The organism is Dellaglioa sp. BT-FLS60, assembly GCF_054941065.1.
Genome location: NZ_JBSOLI010000036.1, coordinates 107,674 through 132,220, shown reverse-complemented (window position 1 = coordinate 132,220; position 24,547 = coordinate 107,674). Strand labels below are relative to the sequence as shown.

Below are 24,547 nucleotides of genomic sequence, written 5' to 3'. Positions count from 1 at the left end.
ATTTTTTTCGTTTCTTTGGTATAATACTAATTAGAATCATTATTGAGGAGGCCAATCATGAAAAAAGTGAAAGTTATGACTGTATTTGGCACACGTCCAGAAGCTATCAAAATGGCACCAGTTGTCTTAGAATTAAAAGAACGTAACGCAGAATTTGAAACAGTGACAGTTGTGACAGCACAACATCGTCAAATGTTGGACCAAGTTTTAGACATATTTAAAATAATTCCAGATTATGATTTGAATGTCATGCATGCCAACCAAACATTGAGCGATACCACTCGTAATGTTTTGCAGAAATTGGATGACGTTATTAAACAGGAACAACCTGACATTATTTTAGTTCATGGAGATACGACGACAACATTTGCCGCTAGTATTTCGGCTTATTATAACCAGGTTGCGATTGGGCATGTTGAAGCGGGACTCAGAACGTGGGATAAATATTCACCCTTCCCAGAAGAAATGAATCGTCAGTTAACGGATGTCTTGGCTGATCTGTATTTTGCACCAACCTCACAAAGCGAAGCTAATTTAATATTAGAAAATCATCCGAAAGAAGCAATTTTTGTAACCGGAAATACCGCAATTGATGCTTTAAAACAAACAGTTCAAAAAGAATATAATCATGATGTGTTAGCAGAAGTAAATCCTAACAATAAAATGATTTTATTAACAATGCATCGTCGTGAAAATCAAGGTGAACCAATGCGTCGGGTTTTTGAAGCCATCAAAGAGGTTGTTAATAACCAACCAGATGTTGAAGTAGTTTATCCTGTCCATTTAAATCCAGTTGTTAAGGATTTAGCTAACGAAATTTTAGGTGAAGTAGACCGTGTGCATCTCATTGAACCGTTAGATGTGGTTGATTTTCATAATTTAGCGGCTAAAAGTTACTTTATTATGACGGATTCAGGTGGTGTTCAAGAAGAAGCGCCTTCACTTGGGAAACCAGTGCTGGTTTTGCGTGACAATACAGAACGTCCAGAAGGCGTGGATGCGGGGACATTGAAGTTGGTTGGAACTGACCCTGTAAAAGTTAAAGAAACCATGCTATCATTAATAACTAATAAGAGAGAGTACGAACGAATGGCAAATGCAAAAAATCCCTATGGAGATGGGCAAGCGGCTACTCGGATTTTAGATGCCATTGCTTACCAACTTGGAGATAGTCAGCAGGAACCTGAACGTTTCGAATAAATGGAGGATTTTTAAAGTATGAGCAAACGAACAAAACGTCCCATTATTATTGGTGTGACAGGTGGTACTGGTAGTGGTAAAACAACAGTTAGTAATGCGATCTATTCACAATTAGCTGGTGAATCAATTATGATTTTACAGCAAGATACGTACTATAATGATCAAGCTGATATGAGCATGGAAGAACGTAAAGCAGTTAATTATGATCATCCACTTGCTTTTGATAACGAACGGATGATTAGTGACTTAGAACAATTGTTGAACAATGAAGCGATTGATATGCCGGTTTATGACTACACAAAATTCACGCGTTCAAGTGAGACAATCAGAACAGAACCTCAAGATGTGATTATTGTTGAAGGAATCCTGATTTTAGGGGATGAAAAGCTCAGAAATTTGATGGATATTAAAGTTTTTGTTGATACAGATGATGATTTGAGAATCATTCGCCGTATTACCCGCGATATGAAGGAACGTGATCGTTCATTGCAATCCGTTATTGATCAATACGTTAGAACGGTTAAACCGATGTATAATCAATTCGTTGAACCAACAAAACGTTATGCCGATATTATTGTGCCAGAAGGTGGCGCAAATACGGTTGCCATTGATTTATTATCGACTAAAGTTCGTGATATTTTAAAACAAGATTAGACTAAAAAGCACTCATAATAGATTCTATAAAATTAAAAAAATGGTGTTTCGATAAAGAATTTTATTTGAAAATAATATATACTAAATATAAAAAGGATGGTTACTGTTTTGAAAATGATGAAATATGTATTATTTTTCGCCGGTATAATGATGGGTATTGGAGTTGGGGCATATCGTGTATCAGCAGATGATACGAAACCTGAAGGTGTTATGGGATCCAACGTTCCCAATTCATTAGTTAGGGCTGAAGCCACATTGAGCAAATCTGCTACAAATAAAGCTAATTCGATTCCTGATTTATCAGAATTTCAAGGCTCTTTTACAGATGCACAGGCTAAAGTATTAAAGAAAAAGTTTAAATTTGTTATTTTACGTGTTCAATATGGCTCTAATCGTAAAGATCTTGTAATTGATCATAATATTGCAATGATGAAGAAATATAATATTCCATATGGTGTTTATTCATTTAGTCAGTATGAAAATGTTGCAGATGCTCGAGTAGAAGCTAAGGATTTATATACTCGTGCTAAAGATGCTAAGTTCTTTGTTAATGATTATGAAGATCAAACGGTTACGAACGCTAGTAAAGCCAATACTAATGCAGCTACGAAGGCTTGGGCTGACGAAATGGCTAAGCATGTAGGTAGTCGTAAGGTTATTCTTTATTCATATGCAGATTTTATGAATAAACATGCGAATACAGCTGTGAAAGGGTATGACTGTTTCTGGTTAGCAGCTTATCAAAGCGATGAACCAACAGCAATAGTGCATTCATTGTGGCAATATACAAGTAACTATACAAATCATGGCTTATCAGGTGTCGGTGGAATCGATGCTAGTATCATGAATGGTAAAAATGCTGATTGGTTCTTAGGGACATCAGCAACAAGTGCGGCTGGGAAAGCGCAAGCTTATAATAAATTAGTCACAGTTAAAAAATCTGGATATAATATTTGGGGTAATTTTAAATGGTCTACTAAAAAAGGAAATACAACAAAATTTATTGGTAAAAATTATACAGCTAAATATAATTATAATCACAGTAATGGTAGTGTATTTTATTCATTATATGACAAAAATAATAAATGGATTGGATATGTAAATAGAAACGCAGTTGTTACAGCTAAATCTAATCAGTTTGCTGCTTCGGTTAAAGTGAATAAAAAAGGATATAAAATATGGAGTAATTTCTTTTGGAGTAAAATCAGAAATACGACTAATAATTATTATGGTAAAAATTTTAATGTTAGATATAGTTATGAATTAGGCAATGGTAGTACATTCTATTCGCTCTATAATAATGCAGGAACTTGGATTGGATATGTTAATAAGCATGCAGTAGGGATAAATAATACTAAATATAATAAAACTGTTTCAGTAAAAAAAAGTTACACTATTTGGGGGAATTTTGACTGGACAAAAAATAAAGGGGAAACTATAGTGAACCCTAAAAAAATGTATAATGTTAAATATGCATATGCAATTAATGGTTATACTTATTATTCATTGTATAGTTCCAAAGGAATTTGGCAAGGATATGTAAATAGTCACGCATTTTGAAATAAATAGTCCTATAACTGTTGTTAGTGAGAGGAAATCTATCACTGACAACTTTTTTTGTATGATAGCATAAAATTAGTGTTTTTTATCCATATCCAAATGTGAGCATACTAAAAAATGCTATATGTGAATAATAGTATAGAAACAGTATCTATTACTAATATTGTTAAAGAGTTATAAAAATGATACTCTTATAACTTAATCTATTAAAAATTTTGGGGAGTTGTTATTTTGGGAAACAAGTTTAAATATGTAAAAAATCAGAGTTCTGTATTTGTTGTTATTTTAGGTGTAAGTTTATTTTTAATTCTCCCGCAAATTTTAAATCATAGTTTAGTCCTAGGAGCAGATTCTTTATTTCATTTTAATCGTATCTATGATATTTACATGCAATTTAAAACAGGAAATTTTAGTTATTTCCAATCTAATTACGGATTTCAACAAAGTGGTCGTATTGTTAATGCTTTATATGGTCCCGGGTTTGCTTACCTCTTAGGTGGGTTATTGCTAATTGTTCATAGTTGGATTAAATTTCAAATTATCTCTTCATTTTTTATTTTTGTTATTAGTGGTTACTCAATGTACTTTTTATCTAGAGAAATGGCTTCTACTAAGAAAGTTTCATTATTAATGTCAATACTTTTTATGAGTAGTATGTGGATCACGCGTTGGTCGCTCTCACAAAATTTTATGGCCTGGGGGATTGCCTTAATGCCTCTAATCGTTTTAATGGGACTTAAAATGATTAAAGATAATGCTGATGGCCTGAAAATTATTCCTTTAGCAATAATTGTTTCGTTAATGATTCAAGTCCATTTGTTGAGCGCCTTAATGTCAGTTGGTGTTTTATTTTTTTTCTTTATGATTGGTTTCTTTCAAACAAATAAAAAATGGCAACTGCTGTTAAAATGCTTTTTTGCAGGATTATTATCTCTTGTTTTAACATTTAATGTTTGGGGGGGCATGTTAGATGTTTTTTCAACCAATAAATTATATCCACCATACGCTAACTTAAATATGTCTAATTCAACAACAAACTTATCAATGAATAATGCTACAATTACCCAAATTGGTTTATTTATGAGTTTAATATTTGTTTTACAAATTATTTGGTTATTTAAAAAAAATAATTCTTTGACCTTAGCTAATAAAACGACTACAGTTTTAGGTTTAATATTCTTAATTTTGTCTTCATCTATTATACCATGGACAGTACTTGGAAATGCTATTCCAGAATTTCAACGGTTTCTGCAGTTTCCTTTTCGATTTGAAGGATTCGCTTCAGTTTTATTATTATCCGGATTTGGTGCATCGATTTCGACGTTTTCAGTTAAAGAAAATAGAAAATTTTTTGAACTTATATTAGTTGTAAGTGGCATCTTTATAGTAATACAATCTTATTCTGATATTCAAAAAAATAATGAGGTATGGAATAGTGATCACTCTGTAATTTCTACAGTAAACGTTGATATTCCTGATACTGTCATTAATAAGCAAATTACTCAAACTTTTACCAGTCCATATTTGGAATCTGGCTTAAAATTAGTTACAAAAGCGTCGCCTGACTATTTACCTAATAATCGTGTATTAAGTGAGCATTCTTATTATGATTATCGTCAAAATATTATTAATAATAAATCTAATGTATCTAGGGTAGTCAAAAAAAACGGTGACTTAGTCCTTTGTTGGAGTGCAAAAGAAAAGGGACAGTTGATTTCCTTACCTGTTGTCGTTTATAATAACTCAGATGTTCAGCTTAATGGTGTTAGTCTGGATTCTAAAAAAATTACATTATCAACTATAGGAACTCCTGCTGTTAGAGCAACTAAAAAAGGGACAAATACTTTCGTACTTAGTTATCATTCAAAAATTATTACTAAAGTCAGACTAATGATTGTTATTTTAGTTTGGATTATTAGCTTGATTATTCTTTTTTTATCTTTTATTAATAAAAAAATAATGGATCCGTTCAGAAGTAGTTATGAAAACAAAAAATAGTATTGTTTAGAATTTTATGATGTATATATAAACAAAATTTTTTGTTCGTTATAATTTAATGGTGATATCTTAAATTTACGATATTTACTGGGGTATGACATAATTGTTTTTGATGGAAGCCTCATGATATTAAAGGAACTTTCCATTACTGTATTATCGAGACAAGTTATCTAGAATTTGCTTAAGTGCTTCATTTAGAATGTTCGTAGTGAATGATACTCATATTAAAACTCAATATTTCTCCTGAGTACAAAATCGTAATACAAGTGAAATAAGCGTGTTCTTTCGCTGCTTTATTTTCCAAATGAACTTCTGTGATATCTGTGGTTAATTTTGACAAGGACAATAGGTAAAGAAACGACGTCTTACTGAGTTTTTAGCAATTATCTTAACAGTTCTTTGATAAGAAATTACGGTCGTACATTAAACGATAAACTTTTTTATGATTAATCGTAAAATCAAGATTGTGGAATTAGATAGTTATACGTCTATAACTATATGCTAGTGTAGTTGTTTGCAGTCATATAAATGATTTTAATAACGTAACCAGTTTATATTTATGCACCAACAACATATTACGATGGACCAAAAAAAGCCACAAATTCTCAAATCTTGAGAGTTTGTGGCTTTTTAAGTATTGTGCTTATTCTTTTGGCTCTTCGTCAACTGTTGTTGGTGAAATAGTCATTGAGAAACCTGTTATTTGATAACAGGTTTCTTTTTTTGCTTAAAATTTAATGGTACTCAAAATACGTAAACGATATTGGCTAAAATTTTTAAACCCATAAGCATTGCGCTTAATTACTTTTAGTTTATTGTTAAGTCCTTCTAAAGGACCGTTAGAATAGGGATATCGTAGCGCATTTTTTAAATAATCTGGTTGTTTTATGAGTGATACAGTTACCTTTTGAAATTGTTCTGAAACGCCTTTGGCGTTAGTTAACTGATAATTAAGTTTTGACCAATCTTTATTACGGATGGCAGTTAAGCTATTTTGAAGACAATTATAGGTATTAGCTAAGATTGGATCAATAGCTAGTAGCTTTTGATCCAATCTGTTTCAGTTTGCCATTCTTTGAAGTAAGACCAATGACGAAAATTTTTATAATTTAATTGGCCCATTGGTTTTAATAACAATTTCCAATATCGTTTTAATTGTTTGTAGGATTGGGAACTTACTGTAAGTTTTTTCATAACTTGAATCCTAGTTTGATTGAAAGCTCTAGTCATAGATTGAACAATATGAAATCGATCATATACAACAATGGCATTAGGAAACAACGTTTCAGCTAGTTTAGGATAGGTATAATTCATATCTGTCACAATTATTTTGACGTTATCACGTGCAGTTTTAACATAACGATTAAAGTGTTTGGTAATCTGATAGATGGTTCGTGCCTCGATTAAATCAATTAATTCGTGAGTTTTGGCATCCATATATTCAAAGCTTAAGGCATCTTTTGTTGTTTTAATCTCATCGAAAAGAAGAACTTCTGGTAAATAATTTAAATTCACTTTGAAATCATGTTTGGTTAAAGCAAGCACACGACTAACGTAGTTAGTCGAAGTAGCGAGTTCTTTTGCGATATGGGTCATAGAACTCGTTTCTTTTAATTTTTCAATACATGCTTTACGGCAGTTAAGTGAAATGGAACAATGTTTTGTTGTGAGCGTTGTTTGTGCCAAAAAGTAACCGTGGCATGTTTTACAGTGAAAATTTTGTTTGCGTAATTTAAGAATAATAGTCCGTTCAAATGAACGAGGTAAGCGAACCGAAACAGTTCGCCAACCATAATTAATAATCTGATTGGTATTGATAACGCCACATTTTTGGCAAGATTTAGGACGATAATTTAAAGTACCATAAATAAAAATAGTACTATCAGAATTAGACTGAATAGCTAAATTATTATCAATTATAATATTTGGGTCTTCTATTCCAAGTAAAACTTTAGTATGATTAATCATGAGGGGACCTCTTTCTTTTGGGCTGGCTGGCCATTAAAGGAAACGAAGTTCCCTTTTTTGTATCATTATATAAAAAAATGTCGCCAGCGATAGATTTTCTATCACCACCAACAAATATTGTGCTTATTCTTTTATAAAGTTTTTTTACGACTGATAAAAAATGAAATTGGGGGAGTCAAAATACTAATTATCCAAGCTATAATGACAATAATTAGCCTTGTTTTAGTAATGATTTTTGAGTGATAACCGACTAGTAAAGTATTTGTCCCCTTTTTAGTAGACTTAATATTGGGACTTCCCATAGTAGATAAGTTTATTGTTTTTGGATCAAGATTAATACCATTGAGTTGAACAGTTGAATTATTATAAATTATGGTAGGTAAAGCAAAAAGTTCACCTTTTCTGGTTGCCTTCCAGTGGAGAAGTAAGTCCCCATTTTTAGTGACTGATTTAGTTATTTTAAATTTGTTGTTAATGATAGCTTGGCGATAATCGTAGTAAGGATGTTCACTTAATGCGCGATTATTGGGCAAGTAATCAGGTGATGCTTTCGTTACTAATTTTAACCCGCGTTCTAAATGGGGGCTAGTAAAAGCTTTTACAACTTGTTCATTGTCAGTATGATCTGAAATAGTAACGTTCTGCATGTAAAGGACAGAATGTTCACTATTCCATATTTCGTTACTTTTTTGAATCTCGAAGTATGACTGTACTGAAACAAAAATACTACTTATCATTAATAATAGTTCAAAACTTTTTCTAGAGTCTTTTGCTGAAAAAGTTGAAATTGTTGCGCCGAATCCAGCTAATAATAAAACTGAAGCCAATCCTTCAAATCGACGAGGAAATTGAAGGAAACGCTGGAGTTCTGGGATTGCGTTGGCTAGTGCTGTCCATGGAATTAAGTTTGAAGATAAGACTAAAAATATTAGTCCCAAGATTGTTACAATTTTATTTTCTAAAGTTAACTTATTTTTTTTAAAAAATAACCAAACAATTTGTAAAATAAATATTAAACTCATAAATAAGCCGATTTCAGTAATTGTATAGTTACTTGTTGATAGATTCATAGTTGAATCTGACATGTTTAAATTGGCAAATGGTGAATATAATTTATTGGTTGAAAAAACATCTAACATGGATCCCCAGACATTAAACGTTAGAACTAATGAAAGTAGGGCGGCAAAGAAACATTTTAATAAAAGTTGCCATTTTTGATTTGTCTGAAAAAAACCAATGATAAAAAAGATAACAAGAATACCGATTGACATTAAAGCACTTAGCAGATGCACTTGTATCATTAAAGAGACAGCTAGCGCAAAAGGAATGATATGTAAGTCTTGTGCATTCTTTTTAACCATCTTAACGCCCATTAAAACGATTAAAGGCATTAGCATAATACCTAAAGTCATGAAGTTTTGTGAAGTTGACCAACGTGTAATCCATAGACTACTCATAAAAAGGATAGATATCAGTAGTGAGATTTTCTTAGTAGAAGCCATTTCTTTGGATAGATAGTACATTGAATACCCACTAATGAAGAAAACTAAAAAAGAGGATATGACTTGAAATTTAATCCAACTATGAACAGCTAGTAATAATAATCCTAAAAAGTAAGCAACTCCAGGTCCATATAACGCATTAACAATTCGACCACTTTGCTGAAATCCGTAATTAGATTGGAAATAACTAAAGTTTCCTGTTTTAAATTGCATGTAAATATCATAGATACGATTAAAATGAAATAAAGAATCAGAGCCCAAAACAAGACTGTGATTTAAAATTTGAGGGAGAACTAAAAATAAACTCACAACAAAAATAATACTAAATACAGATCCATGATTTTTTAGATATTTAGATGTGTTTTCCAAAATATTAACTCCCCGAAAAAATGTATTTAATAAACTAAGATACAAGAATAGCATCTTTATTATTTTTAAACAACACAGTAATGGTTAGTTTCTTTTATGATGGTTCTTAATAAAAGAGACTAAATTAAAAATAAGCCAAATGAGTATTCCTAGAAGACTTAAAATAATGCCGGTAGATAAACCAGGCGTTTGATAGCTATAAACGATGTGATGGGTACCTTTTGGTAATTTTAAGCCAATAAAGGCATCATTTGTTTTAATGATTGGTATAGGACGAGAATTATCAGTTGCCGTCCAGCCTTTAGAATAAGGAATAGAAGAAGTAAGAATACCTATTTTAGGCGTAGTTATTGAACCAGAAACCTTATTTGTAGAAAATTTTAATGAATTTAATTTATTTTTTTGAATTTTTCTTACTTCATGTGTATAACTGCGACCAAGCGGGACGGCAGTGATTTTAATTTTGAAAGAGTAAGTCCCTGAATTTGATAAAAGTAAGTCTAAACTTGCTGGCATTCTTTTCTGGTAGCCCATATTTAGAGTAGCGTTGGACAAAACTTTAAAGAAAGAGAGATTATCAACGCCTAGTTGTGTAATTGTATTTGTCGTTTTTGAAGATCTAACCCCGATTGAATAACTAGTACCTGAAGAACCTCTCGTTAATTGTTTGCTGAGAGATTTTTGTAATGATAAGGGCCCATTAATGTCTAGTAGTTGGTTATTCGGATTAGTTGCATTATTTGAAACAGCCATAGACATTTGCTCTTTAGCAGATAACGAGTGATGTTTAATATCGGTTAAAGAAAGATGTAATTCAAAATTACGATATTGCTTAGCATTTTTAATTTTAATTTGATAACTGTCTGAAATTGGATTGTTGCGATATTTATTACCAGTTACAAGTGTTTGTGATTCATTTAATTGGCCTGCATGCTGTATCTTTTCAACAGTGAACGGTACATTTTGTGTAGCAGATGATGGCGTCGATTGTTGTAACCCTTTTGTATCAGAGACACTCACTGTTTTTAATAATTGGTGTTCTTTATCAGAAACTGATAGTTTAGCATAGTTTTGATTTGAGATAACGTCAGGTTGCCAATAAATGAGTGGAAAATTATTTTTTGTCTCATAAAGGTTTGTTTGAACTTTTTTATTCTGCGAAATAGTTGTTTTAATTAGTTTATAACCATAAGGTATTTTTGTCGCATTTGGTTCGTTTGAATGTGTAAAAAGATATTTAACGCCTAAAAAATTATTAGTAATTGTGCGATCATCGAAATTCTCAATAGGAATATTATTATGATACTGTGAGTTTTGAAGGTTATTTGAAAAAGTACCCAGGGAGCCATTTTGAATAGAATAATAAGAATTTATAAGATTCAAACCATTGTCAAAATTATTGCGCAACATGAAGTTAGCCCCAAAATTATAATTATGACTAATTGTTGAAACACGGAATGAATTCGACTTATGGATATCCTTATCCAAACCAGCAAAAATATTTTTTGATAAGGTTTGATAATCATTTTCAGGCATTAATGTGTGACTAAATGTATTGGTAAAAGGAGATGCATAAGAAATACCAGTAAAGGCTAAATTTAATAAGATTAAACTTAGCATAATATGACTAGAATGTGCCTTTTGCCGATAGAGCAAAATGGTCACAAAGAATGAAATTAAAAAAATAACAGGAATAAAAATTTCTGTTTCACCATTTATATAAAAAGGAACAGCGATTAATAATAAATAGACGCCAAGACATTTTGTCATGAATTTTATTTCGGATAAATCTATCTTTTTAAGGCTGTCAATGAATAATGAGCAGCTTAGTGCAACAGGAACAAAGAGTAAGAGGATCCAGCGATTAGAAGGTGCTTGAAACCCGTTGAATAACGCCCCAAATAACGGAAAAAGTAGCATGACTAAACCGATTGTGAAACTTGCAATCAAAAGCGGATATTTTTTTCGATGATAAAGAATATGGATTAAGGCTAGAATGGCAAAACTACTAAATCCAAATTTAGTCCAAAAAGTTGACTCACCACTAGAAATCAATTGCATTGGTAAATTAATATAATAATAGAGTGGAAATGTCGATAAGCCATTGGCAAATAATCCACCAGATCGTGTAGAAGTTAACACAGAAATCATAGCAGGTAGTAGCATAACAGCTGCCATTAATAAACTAACGATTGCACTAAACAAGAAAATTGTCGCTGTTTTTAGAAAGGCTAGATTTTTTCGGTAGTATATTGTGTAGCGTAAAATTAAGTAGATTAAAGCCCCAATTCCTAAAATAACGGAAAAATAAAAGTTACTGATGAAAGTCCAAGTTAAAATGAGAATAAAAAAATTGGGCTTTGAGCTTTGTAAAATTTTCTCAATACCAATAATTAACAGTGGGAAAATAATAAATGGCGTTAAGAAGAAAGGCTGCATAACAGATGAATAAAGTGAAAAAGAAGTGAATGTATAAATAACAGCGCCACTTAGTATGGCACTATTGGTTAATTTGAAATGTCTTGCAAAAAAAACAAAGGATAGACCAACACAAAATAACCGCAAGATGAGTGTGAACTGATAAACAGTTACAACGGCACTTGCGGGGAATAACAACGTAATATAAGCGAACACGTCTCCGATAACATAGTAAGCAAATGTTTGGAATTGATCTGCACCAAGTCCTAATTTCCATGACCACATTGTTAAAGGTTGGAAAGGATGTTTAAGGTAAGAGCTAAGTAAGTTACGATAACTTTCTAAGACAGGTAGGTGTTGCTCTGCAGGATCGTGACTTTGAATTAAAGAATAGCCAGCTATTTTGTAAGTCCCAAAAATGAGGCTTACTAAAATCATAAAAATAATAATGTAATAGAGATATATTATTATTTTTGATTTTTTTAAATTGAAGTAAAATTTTTGCATAACTGGTCCCCCAAATAACTAGTCCTTTTTTGAACTGAACATATCTGATTCTTTTACAATATAAATAGGTCGATTTTTAACTTCTAAGAAAATTTTTCCAAGATATTTTCCTAAGATACCAACACAGAATAGTTGGATACCACCCATCATTAAGATAATTGAAATAGTAGAGGGCCATCCAGCAGTTGGATCACCATAGACTAAAGCTCTAATAATAATAAAGATGATAGCAAAGAAAGAGCCAATAAATGACAAAAAGCCAACATAAGTTGCAATTGAAAGAGGTGCCTCAGAGAATGCGATAATGCCATCTAAAGAGTATTTAAATAATCCCCAGAAATTCCAACTGGTTTTTCCGGCAATACGTTCTTGATTTGTGTACTCTAAATATTTTGTGTTAAAACCTACCCAGCTAAAAATACCTTTTGAAAAACGATTGTATTCCGACATAGATAAAACAGCATCAACCATTTGACGAGTCATTAAGCGATAGTCACGTGCACCGTTTACAATTTCAGTACTTGAAATACGGTTAATTAGCTTGTAAAAAAGAGTCGCAAAGGCAGAACGAATAGCAGGTTCACCTTTACGGGTCGTTCGACGTGTACCAACACAATCGTAATCATTATCGGGATCTTCTAAAATAGCTAACATTTTAGGTAAGAAAGAAGTTGGATCTTGTAAATCAACATCCATAACTGTGACATAGTCGCCAGTAGATTTTTGAAGGCCACAATATAGGGCAGCTTCTTTACCAAAGTTACGTGAAAATGAGGCGTAATGAACGGTTTCTGGATGTTTTTTTTGTAACTGACGCATTTCACTAAGTGACTTATCTGATGAGCCATCATTAATAAACCAATATTCTAACTGAATATTTGGTAAGTTAGCAGATTCTTTTTCAACCGCATCAAAAAAGAGTGGGATAGATTCCTGTTCGTTGTAGCATGGAACGACAATTGAAAGAACTTTGTTTGACATAATTGGAGCCTCCTAATGAATTTTTAATAAATTCTATTTTATGATTTTCTAAAAATAAATAGTTTACTGAATACATAATTAATGAGGACAATAAATATTTGATCAACTAATTTAACTAATGCAGCATCAAAGTTAAAGACAGAGATACCAATGTACATAATGAATTGGTCGATGAATAGTGACCCAATTCTGAAAAAGAAAAATAAGAATAATTCTATTAAAAAACCAGTGAAATTTTGATTTTTTGAACTGAATACCCATAATTTATTCGTGACAAACGCAAAAATAACTGAAAAAAACCAAGCTATGATGTTAGCAATTTGATAGTTCCAGTGTAAATAAGAATTAAACCCAACAAATGTGATGATATTAATTAGCGTTGTGAGTCCACCAAAGAATAAATATGCAATGAGTGAATAATATTTATGAAATAAAACCATTATTCTTTTAGCCATTAATCAACCGGTTCATTCGCTTTATTAAATAATTCTTTAGCAAAGCCTTCAAGTTTTTCAATATCTTCTTCTTCAGGGGCTAAATCAATTTTTAGATTAGCTGCACCCTTAGTTGCACCAGCTGATTCAAATGCGTCACCATACTTGTCCACGGCAGTACCGAAGAATTCACCATAGAATGTATCGCCAGAACCTGCAACACCGAATAACTTACCAGTTAGATCAAGTTCTTGTAAGTCTTCATAGAAATCCATTCCTTCATCGGGAAGTGATCCTTCATCATAAGTATAAGGGACAACCACACTTATATCGAAGTTGGTTAAATCGGAGGCATCTGATTGTGAGATTTCTTCCATTTCAACGGTGGCACCTAAATTCTCGAATGCTTCTGTAATAATATCAGCAACATCTTCATTATTACCTGTAATTGTTGCAAAAATAACCTTAGCTGAAACCAAACTAAATTCCTTCTTCCATTTTTTAATAATACTCAAAGTATATCAGATAAAAAAATGATTGTGAAAGGAATTAAGCATCTCGTAACAAATTCTAATCAATTGCGGTATAATAGTTGAGAAGAATTATTTATAATAGGAGGAAACAATTATATGATCACATTAAAATCAGATCGCGAGATTGAAGAAATGCGTGCTTCAGGTGCTATTATTGCCGGGATGCATAAGGGATTACGCGATGTTATCAAACCAGGTATTTCTAGTTGGGAAATCGAAACTTTCTCACGTAAATATATTGAAAGCCATGGCGGTGTTGCTGAACAAATTGGTTTCGAAGGTTACAAATACGCAACTTGTGTCAGCATTAACGATGAAATCTGTCATGCTTTTCCACGTAAAGGGTTAATTCTAAAAGACAATGATTTAGTTAAAGTGGATACAGTTGTTAGTTTACATGGCGCAATGAGTGATTCTTGTTGGAGCTATGTTGTTGGTGAATCAACGCCAGAAATTGATAAATTAATGGCAGTCACACATAAAGCACTTTACTTAGGGATTGACCAAGCAGTTATTGGTAACCGTATTGGTGATATTGGTCATGCTATTCAGACTTATACGGAAGACCAAATGGGTTATGGCGATGTCCGTGAATATGTCGGACATGGTATTGGACCAACAATGCACGAAAGCCCTTCAGTTCCTCATTATGGTCAAGCTGGTAAAGGGTTACGTCTTAAAGAAGGAATGACCATTACAATCGAACCCATGATTAACGTTGGCGGTTGGGAATCAGAAAGTGACGATCCTAATGGCTGGACTGCAAGAACTGCTGATGGTAGTCTGTCATGTCAATATGAACATGTGATTGTTATCACAAAAGATGGTCCTAAGATTTTAACATCACAAGATCCAGAATTTGACGCAAAATATCTATAATTAGCTGAAAAGGAATCGCTTACTTATTTTTTAAGCGGTTCTCTTTTTTTATTTACTTTATGGTACAATTAATGTAAGAAAATTGAAAAATCAAATGGGAGTCTCTTTAAATCAGTTGATTATTAAAGAGGTAATAAAAGGAGAAGTCAATTATGAAAGTTAGAAAAGCAATTATACCTGCAGCGGGCTTGGGAACAAGATTCTTACCAGCAACTAAAGCAATGGCTAAGGAAATGTTGCCAATCGTAGATAAACCAACGATTCAATATATTGTTGAAGAAGCTAAAGCGGCAGGGATTGAAGATATTTTAATTGTTACGGGTAAAGGGAAACGTCCAATTGAAGATCATTTTGATTCAGTGCCTGAATTAGAAGCTAACCTTAAAGCAAAAGGTAAAACGGAATTATTGAAGATTGTTGAAGAAACAACGGATATTAATTTATTCTTTATTCGCCAATCGCATCCACGAGGCTTAGGGGATGCTGTTTTAATGGCTAAGGACTTTGTTGGTGACGAACCATTCGTTGTGATGTTGGGTGACGATATCATGCAAGATAAAGTACCTTTAACGAAACAACTAATGAATCGCTATGAAGAAACGCATGCTTCAACGCTTGCTGTGATGGAAGTCCCGCATAAAGAAGTTTCAAAATATGGGGTCATTGCACCGCAAAATGAAGTTTCAAAAGGATTGTTCGATGTTGAAAAATTCGTTGAAAAACCAGCTATTGAAGATGCACCAAGTGATTTAGCTATTATTGGTCGCTACTTATTAACACCAGAAATTTTTGGTATGTTAGAAACACAAGAACCTGGTGAAGGTAATGAAATTCAATTAACAGATGCGATTGACCGCTTGAATAAAACACAACGAGTATTCGCACATGAATTCAAAGGTGATCGTTATGATGTTGGTAACAAATTTGGCTACTTAAAAACAAGTATCGAATTTGGGTTAAAACATCCAGAAGTTAAAGATGAACTCAGAGAATACATTAAAGAACTATCTAAAAAATTATAATTAAGTTAGAAGGCTGGGTCACTTTAGGTGACTTGGCCTATTTTTTTTGTTAAATGTGATACAATTTATTTTTACGGAGACTTATCGGAGTCGGAGGAATCACATGAAAAGTAAGTTCATTCAATTTATTAATGTCTTTAAAATGCAATTTACAAATGCTGATGTTAGTAATTCTGCGGTCATTATTGCTTATTATACGTTGCTATCTATTTTTCCAGCGATTATTTTTATTGGAAATTTATTACCTATGCTACATTTAAAAGTTTCAGTGATTCTAGAATATTTAAAAATTGTGATGCCATCAACCATTTATAATATTTTAGCGCCATTAATTGAATCATTCTTGAAAAATGGGAGTGGTGGGTTGTTGTCAATTGGGGCTGTTGTGACATTGTGGACGGCAAGTAAAGGCATTAATGCGCTTAAAAAGAGTTTTAACCATGCTTATGGTGTTGCAACTAAACAGAATGCTATTATTAGTCGAGTTGCGTCGTTAGTCTTAACGATTTCTTTAGTAGCCGCACTGGGTGCAATTGTTCTGTTCTTTGGATTCGGTCAGATGGTCGTTGAGTTCTTAACCCCCATCTTTCATCTGCCAAATACCTTTTTAACGGTGATTACGACGGTTAAATGGCCAGTTGCTTTAATTGGTATTTTTATTATTATTTTGTTGTTATATCGCATTTTGCCCAGTGTGAAATTAAGGATTAAGTCAGTTTTACCTGGGACCATCTTGACAACTATCGGTTGGATTTTATTAGCTCAAGGATTTTCGATATACGTGCGATACTTTGGTGGTTCATTCAGTAGCTACGGTGCCATCGGAACAGTAATGATTATGTTATTTTGGTTGAATTTTGGTGCATGGATAATTATGTTAGGTGCCGTACTGAATGCAACAATCGCAATTATTCGTCATGGAGAAATTGAAGAGCAATCAAGTCGGTTGAATACGTTAGTTAATCAGTATACAGACCGATCAAATCGAAAAAAGTAGAAAAATAAGTAATGAGTGTGATGCAGACTAATAGTTGCGAAAGTAACGTTTCGTAGATGTTAGTCTGTTTTTGTATTTATATAGAAGAAAATAGTATAATATAATTTTTTTGTTATATTGATACTAAAATTATTGATTTGTAGAAATTATTGTTTAATAAGAAATTTTTTTGTATTGAAAATGAAATATTTCAATGGTAAACGTAACGTATAATTAAAGAAGCAGTACGCTTAGGCTTTGAAAGCGAAAACAAATAAAAAAGAGAGGCTTATCTATTGACAATAGAATTAAATAATGATTAGACAAAAGAATTTAAGTTTCATTTAAGAATGTTAACAGGTATAATGAATTATTGTGTTATTGTATACATCTTTAAAAAAATTATTTAGGGGTAATCAATTATGAGTGAAGAGCAACATCAACATCATCAAGGTAGCCACAAGAGGCATCATAGCCACAAAAAGAAAAGAATGAGTACGCCAAAAAAATGGGTAATTAGCGTTGGCGTTGTTATCGCCGCTTTATTGGTAATTGGCGGAGGAATGATGGCTAAGATTTATCTAGATGCAAAAGACGTTGTAGATAACACGTATCAAAAAGCTGAGGTTAAAAGTAAACGAACAACTGGTGCTGTGTCATTAAAGAAAGAGGCACCCTTCTCAGTATTAATTTTAGGTGTAGATACTGGTGAAGATAATAGAACGGATCAGGGGCGCTCTGATACAATGATGGTGGCAACCATTAATCCAAAAACGAAAACAACAACATTGACTAGCTTGCCTCGTGATACGAAGATTCCGATCGCTGGACATGGGACAGAGAATAAGTTAAATGCTGCGTATGCATATGGTGACGTGTCGTTAGCAATGGATACAATTCAAAACTACTTGAATATTCCAATTGATTACTACGTTGAAATGAATATGAAAGGATTAGAAGAATTAACGGGCGCTGTTGGGCCTATTACAGTTAATAATCCATTCACTTTCACAGCTGAAAAATATTCTTATGAAAAGGGCGAGGTTGAATTAACTGAGAGTAATGTCCTAGATTTTTCTAGAATGAGACATTCCGACCCTAATGGTGACTACGGTCGTCAAAAAAGACAACGATCAGTTGTAACTGCTTTAGGTAAGAATATCGCATCAGTTAGTGGTGTCACAAAGTACAAACAGATTTTAAGTGCCTTAGAAAGTAACATGAAAACAGACTTAAAATTCTCCGATATGAAAGTAATTGCGACTAAATATCGAAGTGCAATTGGTAAAATTGAGGATGTGCAACTTCAAGGCCAATCACAAATGATTAATGGTGTATCATATGAAGTGGTCCCAACAGAACAAGTGACGAAGGTATCTAAAATGATCAGAAAACAATTAGAATTAGACTAGGAGACTTATACCAATGGAAGAAACGATTAATATTGAACAAATTTTTAATATTTTAAAAAAACATCTTAAATTAATTGGTGGAATAACCATTACAGGGGCATTATTAGCATTTATTGTAACGATATTCTTCATGACACCCAAATATGATGCCACGGTTCAAATTTTGGTTAACAGGACAGAAACAGACAATAATATGGCCGCTGCATATAATACGCAGCAAGCGGATGTTCAGATGATTAATACGTATAAAGATATTATTCAAAACAAAATCGTCTTGGATCCAGTTAGAAAAGAAATAGCTAAGAAAGATAATTTTATTGGGACAAGCGATGAGTTAAAAGGGCAAATAAGTATTTCTAATGAAGAAAATTCACAAGTTTTTAGTGTGACTGTCCAAGACACAAATGCTTATCGTGCGGCTGATATCGCCAATGCTGTAGCTGATACGTTTAAAAAGAAAATTAAAAAAATGATGAAAGTTAATAATGTCACGATTGTGGCTGATGCAATCGCAAAACCAGATGCGGTGTCACCAAATAAAAAAATGAACGTTTTAATAGGTCTGTTACTTGGTGCAATTATTGGAATCGCAATTGCGTTTGCAATAGAGTTGCTCGATAAAACAATCAAGGGAACTGATTTTTTGACTGACCTTGGATTGGCTAACCTTGGCATGATTAATCATATTGATGAAATTAAGAAAAGCCAAGGACTTTTTGGGCAAGCAACATTGGGAGCACGAAAACATATTAATTAGGCAGATAGGAGTTATACAGAATGAGTTTATTTAGAAAAGAAAAGAAATTATCCACTGATAGTATTGATAACGGGGTTGGATTGATTACAGTGACGCAACCAACATCGACGATTGCAGAACAATTTCGGACAGTGAGAACGAATATTCAATTTTCAAGTATTGATAAAGAAATGAAAGTTATTATGGCAACTTCTTCAGGCCCTTCTGAGGGGAAATCAACAATTATCACTAACCTTGCTGTTACGTATGCTAATCAAGGGCTAAAAGTCTTATTAATTGATGCAGATATGCGTCGACCAACGGCCCATCGAACATTTGGCTTGAGTAATCAAACAGGATTAACAAATTGTTTGACAGAAAAAGACATTGATGTTGCAAAAGCAGTTGAGGAAACGCCTATTGAGAACCTTTATGTTATGCCTGCAGGTCCTACACCACCTAATCCATCGGAATTGTTGAATACAAAACGTATGGATTCATTACTTTCTGCTGTCGCTGAACAAATGGATATGGTTATTATTGATACTCCCCCATTGATTTCTGTGACAGATGCGCAGATTGTGGCAACTAAAGTTGATGGCACAATTTTAGTTGTTCGAGAAGGTGTAGCTAATAAAGCTGCTGTCGTAAAAGCGAAGGAACTGTTGGATACTGTTCATGCGAGAATTATCGGTACAATTTTGAATGACGTTTCAGGTAGTGATGAGTCAGGTTATTATGGTGGCTATTATGGATATTATAAATAACGGTTAGTAATATTTATTTGGAAAATAATTTAAGGGAGCAGGGATTGTAAATGAGTAGAAAAAGTAAGCAAGTTGTTTTAACTGGGTTGGATAGTGCTATTTGGATAGTTGCTATTTTATTATCAGTACTATTTTTGGCACCATATATTAATTTTAGTAATTCTGATTTACTAATATTTGGCTGTATAGGACTGGTTTCATATCTGGTGGCGGGTTATTCTTTGAAACTTTTTTCAAAGATTAATCGATATACTGGATTCAAGGAAATGATTTCAATTTTCGCCGCTACGACAACTGCAGCTTTAATTAGTAATATCTGTTATTTCTTCATTAATAGTACAAGGTACAGTTTTCGCTTTGGAATACTAGCGTATTTATTTGCATTACTTTTCATTTGTGGTAGTCGGTTTGCATGGCGATATCTTGTTGAGCATATCTTGAATAATGGAGAATCAAAGCCACAAATTACAACACTGATTGTTGGTGCTGGAGATGGTGCAGAAGTATTAATGGAAAGAATTCAACGAGATAATGCCGATTTGAATGTTATAGGGTATGTTGATAACGATCCACAAAAACAAAAAATGTGGATGATGGGTAAAAAAGTTTTGGGAACCTTTAATGATATTTCTGTAATTGTTAAAGATTATGATGTTAAGCAAGTTTCAATTGCTATTCCATCATTAGCTCCTAAGAACTATGAGGATTTATTAGATATTTTAAATCCTTTAAAAATTAAGATAAACCGTATGTCAAGTTTTGAAGATATGCTAGAAGACAATAGTGATTCTAGAAAAATGCACGATATTGATGTCGTAGATTTACTGGGTCGTCAAGAAATTAAGCTTGATATGGCTAAGATTGAAAGTAAATTATTTGGCAAAACAATTCTAGTTACTGGTGCTGGTGGGTCTATTGGCTCAGAAATTTGTCGTCAGGTTAGCAAATTCAGTCCTAAACGATTAATTCTTTTAGGCCATGGAGAAAATTCAATTTACTTGATTCATCAAGAATTGAAAAATCTTTACGCTGGAAAGATTGATATTGTGCCAATAATTGCTGATGTACAAGATCGTGAACATATTTTTGATTTAATGGCACAATATAAGCCAGATCTCGTGTATCATGCTGCGGCACATAAACATGTGCCATTAATGGAAGCAAATCCAACTGAAGCGATTAAAAATAACGTTTATGGTACAAAAAATGTTGCAGAGGCAGCTAAAGCTGCTAATGTAACGTCGTTTGTTATGATTTCAACAGATAAAGCAGTTAACCCACCTAATATTATGGGCGCAACTAAACGTCTTGCTGAAATGATTGTGACTAGTTTGAATGAAGAAGGTCATACAAAATTTGCCGTTGTTCGTTTTGGTAATGTGCTTGGTAGCCGTGGTAGTGTCGTACCACTCTTTAAAAAGCAAATTGCTAAAGGTGGACCAGTTACAGTTACTGATCTTAGGATGACAAGATTCTTTATGACAATCCCAGAAGCTAGTCGCTTGGTAATTCAAGCTGGAACGCTATCAAAGGGTGGAGAATTATTCATTTTGGATATGGGTAAACCGGTTAAAATTGTTGATTTAGCTCGAAAAATGATTAAATTAAGCGGATATAGTGAACAAGAGATTAAGATTGTTGAATCAGGTATGAGACCTGGAGAAAAATTGTACGAAGAGTTGTTAGTAAGTAGTGAAAAACAGCAGAAACAAGTTTATGAAAAAATCTTCTTGGGTAAGGTAACACCATATAAGATTGATGATATTATGAGCTTTGTTAAGAGTGTTGGGCCATTAACGGGTGATGCTTTGAAGAAGAAAGTAATTAGTTATGCGCATACTCATAATGGTGAACCATCAATTGATTCGGAAGGTATGAATTAATATGTATAGGAATTTTTTTAAAAGAATAATCGATTTTGTTGTTGCATTAATAGGCCTTGTACTTTTATCGCCTATTTTTTTGCTTATCGCGATTATTGTTAAAGTGGATTCAAAAGGCCCAGTTTTTTTTAAACAAAAACGAGTAAGTATTTATAAAACATACTTTGGTATCTTGAAATTTAGAACAATGAGAACTGATACTCCTGATGTGCCAACACATTTATTAGAAGATCCAGATATATTTATTACATACTCAGGTAAAATTCTTCGAAAAACTAGTCTTGATGAATTACCCCAAATTATTAATATTCTAACAGGTAAGATGAGCATTATTGGTCCACGTCCAGCACTTTGGAGTCAAGAGGATTTAATTAATGAACGTGATAAATATGGTGCTAACGATGTTCTACCGGGTTTAACGGGTCTCGCACAAATTAATGGACGAGATGAGTTGCCGATTCGAGAAAAAGCAAAACTTGATGGTAAATATGTTGCACAAATTTCATTTGGACAAGATGTGAAGATATTCTTTGGCACAATTAGTTCAGTTTTGAAACACGATGGTGTTCAGGAAGGCAAAAAAAATGCAAAAAAAGATATTAATCACCGGAGCAAATAGCTATATTGCAAAATCATTTAAAAATTGGATGGATCATTCCAATGCTGAAGAAATGACAATTGAAATGATAAGTGTTCGTGATGAAGCATGGAAAAAAATGAATTTTGGTCTGTATGACACAATAATAAATGTAGCAGGCATTGCTCATGTTTCGTCTAATCCAAATTTAAAAGATCAATATTACAAAGTAAATAGAGATCTTGCAATTAACTTGGCTGAAAAAGCTAAATCTGAGGGAGTTAAACAATTTATATTTTTATCAAGTATGATTGTATACGGTGAAAAAAAGGGATTGAAAAGTTCTAATATAATTGATCAAGACACACCTATGAATCCGATTGATTTTTATGGGGATAGTAAGTTACAGGCGGATGTTAAAATTCAATCATTAACAGATGAAGAATTTAAGACAGTTGTTATTAGAACACCAATGGTTTATGGACCAAATAGTAAAGGAAATTTTCCAAAATTATTAAAGTTAGCTCAAAAGGCACCTATTTTTCCTAGTATTTCCAATGAACGTAGTATGATTTATATAGATGTTTTGACAGAATTTATTAAGCAAACAATCGTTAATGATGTAGCAGGACTATATTTTCCACAAAATATGGATTATGTTTCCACAAGCGATATAATAAAGGTTACAAGAAAACTATTAAATAAGAAAACGCATCTAATTTCTGTTTTTAATCCGTTAATATATTTATTATCTAAAAAGTTTCGTATTTTTAACAAAATATACGGTAATAAAGTCTATGAGAAAAAGATTAGCCAGTATCCCTTTGAATATACATTGGGACTTACGTTAGAGGACTCAATAAAAAAAATATTGATGGAGGAAAAAGAATGAAAAAGGTCTTAATTGTTGCGTCAGTTGCATCGATGATTGAACAATTTAATATGGATAATATTAAAATATTACAAGAGTTGGGATATAAAGTCGAAGTTGCAACTAATTTCTCTTTTGCAGGAACTATAACGGATAATATTGCTAATTCTTTAAAAAAGAAACTTGAAGAAAAAGATGTTATATGTCATCAGGTAGATTTTTTAAGAGGAATTGGATCAATTAAAGCAAATAAAAAAGCAATGGAACAACTTAAAAAGCTAAAAAATAAAGTTACCTACGATTTTGTACACTGTCATTCACCAATTGGGGGAGTACTAACTAGATTAGTATTTAAAAACAGCGATAAAACAAAGATTATTTATACAGCGCATGGATTTCAATTTTTTAAAGGTGGGCCAAAAAAAGATTGGATTTTATTTTATCCTGTTGAACGTTACTTAGCTAAATACACAGATATTCTAATAACGATAAATAAGGCGGATTATAAAATTGGAGAATCTTTCGGCATAAAAAAGGTTATCTATGTGCCTGGTGTTGGAATTAAATGGGATGAACTACGTAAAGAATTAGATAATATCAGTGACGTGAAGAAAAGATTGGGTATATCTGAAAATAGTAAAGTGATGATTTCAGTAGGTGAATTATCTATATTAAAAAATCATATTGTAGGGATAGAAGCAATAAATAGACTAAAGAATAACATTGATATCACATATATTATTTGTGGTGTTGGGGATCAAAGAGACATATTAGAGAGAAAAGTAAAAGAATATGGGTTAGAAAAAAAAGTAATTTTTACTGGATATTCTAAAAATATTAAACAGTATTTAGATATTGCAGATTTTTCTCTATTTCCATCAAAAAGAGAAGGATTAGGTCTTGCAGGACTTGAGGCAATGGCAACTGGACTACCATTAGTGAGCTCATATCTAGGAGGTATCAAGGATTACACAAATGATGGGATTAGTGGACGTGTAATCGAAAATCCTAATGATGTGGATAAATTTATGAAAGCTATAGAAGAGATAGCAAATCTCGATGAAAAAGAGTACAAGAAAATTGCCCAAAATAATATTGAAGTATCTAAAAAATATAGCATTAAGAATGTAAATAAGATAATGGCTGATTTGTATTCTGAAATGTAGAGTAAGTTGTAAATATAATTTCAAGAATGATGTTTAATAGTACATTACTTGAATATATAGTAAACATTTTTCATATTTTAATAACGAACATAGTAATTGGGAATGTTGTATAAAATATGACACATATAACTAAG

At 32.5% G+C, this 24,547-nt stretch carries 21 protein-coding genes; 14 read left to right on the top strand and 7 right to left on the bottom strand.

Annotated elements, in window-relative coordinates; genetic code table 11:
* The first annotated feature begins 57 nt into the window (after window positions 1-57).
* The 4 genes from wecB (at window position 58) to ACVQ8P_RS07835 (ending at window position 5,412) form a co-directional block, all read left to right on the top strand.
* A complete protein-coding gene (gene wecB / locus ACVQ8P_RS07850; RefSeq protein ID WP_462298667.1) occupies window positions 58-1,200 on the top strand; it encodes a non-hydrolyzing UDP-N-acetylglucosamine 2-epimerase in 1,143 nt (380 codons plus the stop codon).
* 18 nt (window positions 1,201-1,218) lie between these two features.
* Window positions 1,219-1,854 (top strand): uridine kinase, encoded by a 636-nt coding sequence (udk, locus tag ACVQ8P_RS07845; RefSeq protein WP_462298666.1) that lies wholly within the window; start codon window positions 1,219-1,221, stop codon window positions 1,852-1,854.
* 114 nt (window positions 1,855-1,968) lie between these two features.
* Complete coding sequence (locus tag ACVQ8P_RS07840) at window positions 1,969-3,414, top strand: GH25 family lysozyme (protein WP_462298832.1); 1,446 nt, start codon at window positions 1,969-1,971, stop codon at window positions 3,412-3,414.
* 231 nt (window positions 3,415-3,645) lie between these two features.
* Window positions 3,646-5,412 (top strand): MFS transporter, encoded by a 1,767-nt coding sequence (locus tag ACVQ8P_RS07835; RefSeq protein WP_462298665.1) that lies wholly within the window; start codon window positions 3,646-3,648, stop codon window positions 5,410-5,412.
* A 727-nt stretch (window positions 5,413-6,139) separates the two neighbouring features.
* On the opposite strand, the gene ACVQ8P_RS07830 is transcribed toward ACVQ8P_RS07835, so the two are convergent.
* The 7 genes from ACVQ8P_RS07830 to ACVQ8P_RS07800 all read right to left on the bottom strand — a co-directional run bounded on the left by ACVQ8P_RS07830 (window position 6,140) and on the right by ACVQ8P_RS07800 (window position 14,070).
* Window positions 6,140-6,466 carry a transposase gene (locus ACVQ8P_RS07830; protein WP_462298664.1) on the bottom strand — a complete coding sequence of 109 codons (327 nt, stop codon included), beginning with the start codon at window positions 6,464-6,466 and terminating at the stop codon, window positions 6,140-6,142.
* Window positions 6,448-7,380 carry an ISL3 family transposase gene (locus ACVQ8P_RS07825; RefSeq protein ID WP_462298663.1) on the bottom strand — a complete coding sequence of 311 codons (933 nt, stop codon included), beginning with the start codon at window positions 7,378-7,380 and terminating at the stop codon, window positions 6,448-6,450. Before ACVQ8P_RS07825 ends, ACVQ8P_RS07830 begins: the two co-directional genes overlap by 19 nt.
* Window positions 7,381-7,511: 131 nt before the next feature.
* A complete protein-coding gene (locus tag ACVQ8P_RS07820) occupies window positions 7,512-9,251 on the bottom strand; it encodes an MFS transporter (RefSeq protein WP_462298662.1) in 1,740 nt (579 codons plus the stop codon).
* A gap of 84 nt (window positions 9,252-9,335) precedes the next feature.
* On the bottom strand, window positions 9,336-12,176 hold the full coding sequence (locus ACVQ8P_RS07815) for a YfhO family protein (RefSeq protein WP_462298661.1): 2,841 nt from the start codon (window positions 12,174-12,176) through the stop codon (window positions 9,336-9,338).
* An 18-nt stretch (window positions 12,177-12,194) separates the two neighbouring features.
* The gene (locus ACVQ8P_RS07810) at window positions 12,195-13,157 is read right to left on the bottom strand and encodes a glycosyltransferase family 2 protein (RefSeq protein ID WP_462298660.1); all 963 of its coding nucleotides are present in this window, start codon (window positions 13,155-13,157) and stop codon (window positions 12,195-12,197) included.
* Between the two features lie 38 nt (window positions 13,158-13,195).
* Window positions 13,196-13,612: a GtrA family protein gene (locus ACVQ8P_RS07805; RefSeq protein ID WP_462298659.1), complete on the bottom strand. Its 417-nt coding sequence runs from the start codon at window positions 13,610-13,612 to the stop codon at window positions 13,196-13,198.
* Entirely contained in the window at window positions 13,612-14,070 is a 459-nt protein-coding gene (locus ACVQ8P_RS07800; protein ID WP_462298658.1) for a flavodoxin, read from the bottom strand. Before ACVQ8P_RS07800 ends, ACVQ8P_RS07805 begins: the two co-directional genes overlap by 1 nt.
* 150 nt (window positions 14,071-14,220) lie before the next feature.
* Here ACVQ8P_RS07800 and map point away from each other — a divergent pair, with 150 nt between their 5' ends.
* From map to ACVQ8P_RS07750, 10 genes are all read left to right on the top strand, one after another.
* A complete protein-coding gene (gene map, locus ACVQ8P_RS07795) occupies window positions 14,221-15,003 on the top strand; it encodes a type I methionyl aminopeptidase (protein WP_462298657.1) in 783 nt (260 codons plus the stop codon).
* Between the two features lie 152 nt (window positions 15,004-15,155).
* Window positions 15,156-16,025: a UTP--glucose-1-phosphate uridylyltransferase GalU gene (galU, locus tag ACVQ8P_RS07790; RefSeq protein WP_462298656.1), complete on the top strand. Its 870-nt coding sequence runs from the start codon at window positions 15,156-15,158 to the stop codon at window positions 16,023-16,025.
* A gap of 103 nt (window positions 16,026-16,128) precedes the next feature.
* A complete protein-coding gene (locus tag ACVQ8P_RS07785; RefSeq protein ID WP_462298655.1) occupies window positions 16,129-17,022 on the top strand; it encodes a YihY/virulence factor BrkB family protein in 894 nt (297 codons plus the stop codon).
* 401 nt (window positions 17,023-17,423) lie between these two features.
* The gene (locus ACVQ8P_RS07780; protein ID WP_462298654.1) at window positions 17,424-18,413 is read left to right on the top strand and encodes an LCP family glycopolymer transferase; all 990 of its coding nucleotides are present in this window, start codon (window positions 17,424-17,426) and stop codon (window positions 18,411-18,413) included.
* A 13-nt stretch (window positions 18,414-18,426) separates the two neighbouring features.
* Window positions 18,427-19,170 (top strand): YveK family protein, encoded by a 744-nt coding sequence (locus ACVQ8P_RS07775; RefSeq protein WP_462298653.1) that lies wholly within the window; start codon window positions 18,427-18,429, stop codon window positions 19,168-19,170.
* A gap of 20 nt (window positions 19,171-19,190) precedes the next feature.
* Window positions 19,191-19,916, top strand: coding sequence for a CpsD/CapB family tyrosine-protein kinase (locus ACVQ8P_RS07770; RefSeq protein ID WP_462298652.1), 726 nt, complete (start codon window positions 19,191-19,193; stop codon window positions 19,914-19,916).
* A 50-nt stretch (window positions 19,917-19,966) separates the two neighbouring features.
* Window positions 19,967-21,799: a polysaccharide biosynthesis protein gene (locus ACVQ8P_RS07765; RefSeq protein ID WP_462298651.1), complete on the top strand. Its 1,833-nt coding sequence runs from the start codon at window positions 19,967-19,969 to the stop codon at window positions 21,797-21,799.
* Window position 21,800: 1 nt separating this feature from the next.
* The gene (locus tag ACVQ8P_RS07760) at window positions 21,801-22,418 is read left to right on the top strand and encodes a sugar transferase (protein WP_462298650.1); all 618 of its coding nucleotides are present in this window, start codon (window positions 21,801-21,803) and stop codon (window positions 22,416-22,418) included.
* Complete coding sequence (locus ACVQ8P_RS07755) at window positions 22,384-23,268, top strand: NAD-dependent epimerase/dehydratase family protein (RefSeq protein WP_462298649.1); 885 nt, start codon at window positions 22,384-22,386, stop codon at window positions 23,266-23,268. The genes ACVQ8P_RS07760 and ACVQ8P_RS07755 overlap by 35 nt, the downstream gene beginning before the upstream one ends.
* A complete protein-coding gene (locus ACVQ8P_RS07750; protein ID WP_462298648.1) occupies window positions 23,265-24,413 on the top strand; it encodes a glycosyltransferase in 1,149 nt (382 codons plus the stop codon). The genes ACVQ8P_RS07755 and ACVQ8P_RS07750 overlap by 4 nt, the downstream gene beginning before the upstream one ends.
* Window positions 24,414-24,547: the final 134 nt, after the last annotated feature.

Excerpts from the sequence above, each read along its gene's own strand:
- wecB (WP_462298667.1), top strand. The coding sequence starts at position 58 with ATGAAAAAAGTGAAAGTTATGACTGTATTTGGCACACGTCCAGAAGCT.
- udk (WP_462298666.1), top strand. The coding sequence starts at position 1,219 with ATGAGCAAACGAACAAAACGTCCCATTATTATTGGTGTGACAGGTGGT.
- ACVQ8P_RS07840 (WP_462298832.1), top strand. The coding sequence starts at position 1,969 with ATGATGAAATATGTATTATTTTTCGCCGGTATAATGATGGGTATTGGA.
- ACVQ8P_RS07825 (WP_462298663.1), bottom strand. The coding sequence starts at position 7,380 with ATGATTAATCATACTAAAGTTTTACTTGGAATAGAAGACCCAAATATT.
- ACVQ8P_RS07815 (WP_462298661.1), bottom strand. The coding sequence starts at position 12,176 with ATGCAAAAATTTTACTTCAATTTAAAAAAATCAAAAATAATAATATAT.
- ACVQ8P_RS07810 (WP_462298660.1), bottom strand. The coding sequence starts at position 13,157 with ATGTCAAACAAAGTTCTTTCAATTGTCGTTCCATGCTACAACGAACAG.
- ACVQ8P_RS07805 (WP_462298659.1), bottom strand. The coding sequence starts at position 13,612 with ATGGCTAAAAGAATAATGGTTTTATTTCATAAATATTATTCACTCATT.
- map (WP_462298657.1), top strand. The coding sequence starts at position 14,221 with ATGATCACATTAAAATCAGATCGCGAGATTGAAGAAATGCGTGCTTCA.
- galU (WP_462298656.1), top strand. The coding sequence starts at position 15,156 with ATGAAAGTTAGAAAAGCAATTATACCTGCAGCGGGCTTGGGAACAAGA.
- ACVQ8P_RS07785 (WP_462298655.1), top strand. The coding sequence starts at position 16,129 with ATGAAAAGTAAGTTCATTCAATTTATTAATGTCTTTAAAATGCAATTT.
- ACVQ8P_RS07780 (WP_462298654.1), top strand. The coding sequence starts at position 17,424 with ATGAGTGAAGAGCAACATCAACATCATCAAGGTAGCCACAAGAGGCAT.
- ACVQ8P_RS07775 (WP_462298653.1), top strand. The coding sequence starts at position 18,427 with ATGGAAGAAACGATTAATATTGAACAAATTTTTAATATTTTAAAAAAA.
- ACVQ8P_RS07770 (WP_462298652.1), top strand. The coding sequence starts at position 19,191 with ATGAGTTTATTTAGAAAAGAAAAGAAATTATCCACTGATAGTATTGAT.
- ACVQ8P_RS07765 (WP_462298651.1), top strand. The coding sequence starts at position 19,967 with ATGAGTAGAAAAAGTAAGCAAGTTGTTTTAACTGGGTTGGATAGTGCT.
- ACVQ8P_RS07760 (WP_462298650.1), top strand. The coding sequence starts at position 21,801 with ATGTATAGGAATTTTTTTAAAAGAATAATCGATTTTGTTGTTGCATTA.
- ACVQ8P_RS07755 (WP_462298649.1), top strand. The coding sequence starts at position 22,384 with ATGCAAAAAAAGATATTAATCACCGGAGCAAATAGCTATATTGCAAAA.
- ACVQ8P_RS07750 (WP_462298648.1), top strand. The coding sequence starts at position 23,265 with ATGAAAAAGGTCTTAATTGTTGCGTCAGTTGCATCGATGATTGAACAA.